Source organism: Fulvivirga aurantia (genome assembly GCF_009711475.1).
In the GTDB taxonomy this organism is placed as follows: Bacteria; Bacteroidota; Bacteroidia; order Cytophagales; family Cyclobacteriaceae; genus Fulvivirga; species Fulvivirga aurantia.
Map to the genome: position 1 here is coordinate 1 of NZ_SMMD01000665.1, position 5323 is coordinate 5323.

4 protein-coding genes are annotated in these 5323 nt (G+C 39.7%); 2 read left to right on the forward strand and 2 right to left on the reverse strand.

Annotation, left to right across the window (positions count from 1 at the left end; genetic code table 11):
- Nucleotide 1: 1 nt before the first annotated feature.
- Together E1176_RS06845 and E1176_RS06850 are read right to left on the reverse strand one after the other, a co-directional pair.
- Nucleotides 2–808 carry a 3'-5' exonuclease gene (locus E1176_RS06845; protein WP_155209861.1) on the reverse strand — a complete coding sequence of 269 codons (807 nt, stop codon included), beginning with the start codon at nucleotides 806–808 and terminating at the stop codon, nucleotides 2–4.
- A 22-nt stretch (nucleotides 809–830) separates the two neighbouring features.
- Nucleotides 831–2195, reverse strand: coding sequence for a UDP-N-acetylmuramate--L-alanine ligase (locus E1176_RS06850; RefSeq protein ID WP_155209862.1), 1365 nt, complete (start codon nucleotides 2193–2195; stop codon nucleotides 831–833).
- A gap of 337 nt (nucleotides 2196–2532) precedes the next feature.
- Between E1176_RS06850 and dnaB the strand changes: the two genes are divergently transcribed.
- Together dnaB and E1176_RS06860 are read left to right on the forward strand one after the other, a co-directional pair.
- The gene (dnaB, locus tag E1176_RS06855) at nucleotides 2533–4104 is read left to right on the forward strand and encodes a replicative DNA helicase (protein WP_185152678.1); all 1572 of its coding nucleotides are present in this window, start codon (nucleotides 2533–2535) and stop codon (nucleotides 4102–4104) included.
- A 142-nt stretch (nucleotides 4105–4246) separates the two neighbouring features.
- Complete coding sequence (locus tag E1176_RS06860) at nucleotides 4247–5239, forward strand: quinone oxidoreductase family protein (RefSeq protein WP_155209864.1); 993 nt, start codon at nucleotides 4247–4249, stop codon at nucleotides 5237–5239.
- Nucleotides 5240–5323 lie beyond the last annotated feature (84 nt).

Genomic DNA, 5323 nt, shown 5'->3' on the forward strand with positions numbered 1-5323 from the left:
CTTAACCTCTGGCAAAAGCTCTTAGTTTAATTTCGGTTAACACTTGCTTTGTGTTCTGAGGAAAATCACCTTTCATCATCCAGTCGTAATAACTCGGGTCTTTTTTAAATACAAGTGTAACAGGAGTATTCCTGTGTTTGCCAAAATTAAAGACCTCGATACCATCTCTGTTTAGTACAACTCTGCCTGCAAGGTCGACAAGATTAGATTTGGTGAGGTTGTGAAGTGTCTCTACATCATTTTCAATGACTCCAATTTTATTACCAAGATTATCTACTACTTCCTGTCCCTGATATTTTTCAACCTGAGCTTTAAGCACTTCTAGTGTAGCTTTTGTATCAGCTTCAGCACTATGTGCGTCATCTAAGGTCTTGCCACAGTAAAATTTATAAGCAGCTGATAAAGTACGCTTTTCCATCATATGGAAGATCTTTTGGGCATCAACTAACTTTCTCTTGCTCACATCAAAGTCTACACCAGCTCTGATGAATTCTTCCACAAGCATAGGAACATCAAACTTTAAGATATTAAAACCAGCCAGGTCTGAGCCTTCTAAGAATTGAGCAAAACTCTTAGCTATATTTTTAAAAGTAGGACAGTCTTTTATATCCTCATCATAAATACCGTGAATCAGGCTGGTTTCATGAGGAATCGCCACAGTGGGATTTACCTTATTGGTTTTAGTGATCACTTCTCCATTTGGCATCACCTTTACCACAGATATTTCAACAATTCTGTCTTTTACTATATTGGTACCGGTAGTTTCTAGGTCAAAAAATGTAAGCGGGTTCTTTAAATGCAATGTCATTGTTACGAAAAGTGTCTTCTCTTTAAATAATATCTTTTAGGTCTTCAAAATTGAGCTGGTTAAATGTGCCAGAGCTCATCATGAGGAGGTTTTTGTCAGTCCAGTTTTGTTGCTTTAGGAAATCGAGCATTTTGTTTGAGTCATCGAAAACCTCAAGCCTTGGTTCTGCAAAAGCTTTCTTTATCTCCTCAGCAGAAATTGGCTCTAATTTTTTATGTGCGATGGTTCTAGGATTGAAATAGATAACCGGTTGGTTGGCATATTTCATGGTTCCTTTGTATTCGTTTAAAAAGTCCTTATTCAAACTACTGAAAGTATGTAACTCAAGGCAGGCTATTAACTCTCTTTCCGGGTGCTGCTCTTTAACAGCGAGGGTAGTGGCTTTTACTTTTGATGGGGCGTGGGCATAATCTTTAAAAATCGAAGAGTTGCCATTTTCTTTTACCAACTCAAGCCTTTTGTCAGCCCCTTCAAAGCTAGGAATCGCCTGATAGAACTGGTCTTCAGATATCCCGATTTTTTTCAGTACTTCTTTAGCCCCGTTGATATTTTGTAGGTTGTGCTTGCCAAATAATTTGGTATGAATACGATCATTTCCTACAGTCAGGTATGTTTCCCCATTTTCTATGATGTGAGCATGTGTCTGGTAAGGAAGTCTATGCACGTCTTCTCGCTCTTTGTTTCCAATAACTGTTGCCATTGCATCTTCTTCGCAATACGCTAAAGAGCCTCCTTTTGGGGTAGCATCGGCAAAAATTTCAAATTGCTTCATATACTCATCTTCATTTGGGAATACATTGATATGATCCCATGCAATGCCACTGATGAGTCCGATATGGTGATGGTATTTTAAGAATTTAGGCGTTGGGTCAGTTGGAGATGATAAATATTCGTCACCTTCTATAATAATAATAGGAGCATCTGAAAGGCGCACCATGGTGTCAAACCCTTTGATATGAGCACCTACAGCATAATCAAATTCCCGGTCAAAATACTTCAACACATGCATAATGATTGAGGTAATGGTAGTCTTGCCATGGCTACCAGCTATCACCACACGCTGCTTGTCCTCAGATCGCTCAGAAATGTACTCAGGAAAAGAGTAAATCTTAATACCTAAATCTTTGGCTTTTTTAAGCTCTGGGTTGTCTTCTCTGGCGTGCATACCTACGACTACGGCATCGAGATCGTTTGTTATTCTATCTTCATTCCATCCCTCAGTTTCAGGGAGTAGGTTATGATCGGCCAGATGAGAGCGAGATGGCTCAAAAATTTCATCATCTGAGCCAGTAATCTTATGACCAGCGCTGTGTAAGGCGATTGCCAGGTTATGCATAATACTACCGCCTATGGCTATAAAATGAATTTTTTGAGGAGATTCAGTCATTGTCGATTTAGATTAAGCTTCAAAAGTAAAGATAAAAAATTATAATCCGAGGCAATTTTATTGCTTTCCAGATTGTTGATAACTTATGTGGATATAAGAATTTTTTGTTAATAACCTGATGATTTTTCAACATACTTATCCACATCGTGTGTATAATTTTTTTTTAATTGTTGATAACCCGCTGGGGTAATGAGCATTTTTTTGATTCATTTGCAGCTACCTATGATTTGGTTGTGAATTGATGTTGAAAGCGTCTGAAAACACGCCAAATTGTTCGATCGCGAAATTATTTTTAGGTTTGAAAAACCAATCAGAAAACACAAGTAACAAATCGTATATGGAAAACAAATCATCGTCACTTCGGGTGGGCCACAAGTCCAATAGATTAGCCAGAGATCTTGGAGACAGTTTAGGCAAATTACCACCACAAGCGATTGATTTGGAAGAAGCTGTTTTAGGGGCTTTGATGCTCGAAAAAGATGCTTTAACAACAGTAATCGACATTTTAAAGCCTGAAAGCTTCTACTCAGACGCTCATAAGGAAATTTACCTGGCCATCACCGAGTTATTTAACAATGCGGAACCGGTAGACATGCGTACTGTCGCTGCTAAACTTCGTAAAAACGGAAAGTTAGAAGTGATTGGCGGGTCGTACTACCTGGCAGAACTTACCTCTAAAGTAAGCTCCGCGGCCAACATCGAATATCACGCTCGTGTGGTAATAGAAATGTCTATAAAGCGAGAGTTGATAAAGGTAGCTTCTGAGATTCATACTGATGCCTATGAAGACACGACAGACGTTTTTCACCTATTAGATAAAACTGAACAGTCGCTTTTTGAAATTTCTGAGGCAAACATTCGTAAAAATTACGATAACATGCAGTCTCTTATGGCTCAGGCGATCACTGAGCTGGAAGAAAGAAAAAACCACACAGATGGACTCACGGGTATTGCCACAGGCTTTAGTGCATTAGACAGAGTAACTTCTGGATGGCAAAAGTCGGATTTGGTTATTATAGCTGCCCGTCCTGGTATGGGTAAAACGGCCTTCGTTGTTTCTGCACTTAGAAACGCGGCTGTTGATTTTAATCACGCAGTGGCTATTTTCTCACTGGAGATGTCTTCTGTACAGCTGGTAAACAGGCTTATTTCTGCCGAGGCAGAGCTGGAAAGTGAAAAAATTAAAAAGGGTAGTCTTGCTGATTATGAGTGGGAGCAGCTTATTCATAAAACAAATAAATTAAGTAAGGCGCCTATTTTTATTGATGATACTCCAGCCTTATCTATTCTGGAATTAAGAGCGAAGTGTCGAAGATTGAAAGCTCAGCACGATGTACAGCTTATTGTAATTGACTACCTGCAGCTGATGAGTGGGGATTCGTCAAAAGGTGGTGGAAACAGGGAGCAGGAGATTGCTTCAATATCCCGAGCGCTTAAGGGTATCGCCAAAGAATTAGATGTGCCTGTAATTGCACTTTCTCAGTTGAGTAGAGCTGTGGAAACAAGAGGAGGAGATAAAAGGCCTCAGCTTTCTGACCTTAGGGAATCAGGATCAATCGAGCAGGACGCGGATATGGTAATGTTCCTTTACCGACCTGAGTATTATGGTATTACTGAAGATGAAAGTGGTATGCCAACCGTGGGTACGGGTGAGGTAATTATTGCTAAGCACAGAAACGGTTCGCTAGAGAATGTTAACCTTAAGTTTATCGGCAAGTTTACCAAATTTGCTGACCTCGATACCGGTGGATTTGGAGGAGACTTCCCGTCAGGCGGTGGTATTCCATCAGAGTTTGGTGATTCATCTTCTAATACAATCACACTTGGTAGTAAGCTAAATGACGGAGATAGTAAAAGTGAAGACTCAGGCTTTGGGTACAGTGGTCCTGATGAAGACGCACCATTCTAACAGTCATACTTTTAATATGAAAATAATTAGTTCAAAAGCTGTAGCCTCGCTGCAGCTTTTTCTTTTGCGGGTGGTATTGTAGCGGAAATAGTTTTTTAATAAAGCACAATGAGAGCTTCAAATTCCTTCATACATTTGATATATGAAGGCACTTGTATTAACAAAACCAGGCAATCTACAAATAGTAGAAAAAGAGAAACCTACACCTCAACAAGCAGAGGTATTAGTCAAACTGAAAGCGGCAGCACTTAATAAACGCGATCAGTTTATTAGAGAAGGCAAATACCCAAACATACAATTAGATTCTATCTTAGGTTCTGATGGGGCCGGAGAAGTAGTTGAAGCTGGCAGCTCAAAAGAAAAGAAATGGGTAGGGAAGCAAGTTATTATAAACCCAAATATCAATTGGGGAGATAACGATGAGGTGCAGTCCAGAGAGTATACGATTTTGGGTATGCCTACCAATGGTACGTTTGCAGAATATGTATTAGTCGGGGCAGATCGCCTTGTTGAAAAACCCAAGCACTTGTCGAGTGAAGAGAGTGCAGCATTTCCTTTGGCAGGTCTAACTGCTTACAGAGCCTGTTTCCATCATGGTAAAATTAGTGAAGGAAAGAATGTGTTGATCTCTGGTTTTGGTGGGGGTGTGGCCCAGTTTGCTTTTCAGTTTGCTAAAGCAACGGGAGCCAATGTATTTGTCACTAGTGGGAGTGAGTCTAAGTTGGAACAAGCCCTTAAGATGGGAGCATCAGCTGCCTATAATTATAAAAGCAAAGATTGGTTTAAAAATTCGTGGCAATCAAAAGGAGGGTTTGATGTGGTAATCGACAGTGCCGGTGGAGATCAGATCAATGATTTTATTAAGGTGATGAAGCCTTCTGGCCGGATTGTTTTTTATGGAGCCACCAATGGCTTGCCATCATCACTAGACATGTACAGGATGTTCTGGAACCAAATCACACTTCAAGGCTCTACCATGGGTAGCGACAAAGAATTTATTGAAATGGTAAAGTTCGTAGACAAGCATAAAATCAAGCCAATCATAGGGCTCGTAACGCCCTATGAAAACATAGTGAAAGCCCTTGACGAAATGGCTGCAAATAGAAAGACTGGTAAAATTGTAGTTAAATTTTAAGTTTAGATACCTTATTTTAAATATCTGAATTATAGATATTTAAAACGCCTTATACTAAAAATATTAGTAATAGAAATTAGGGAT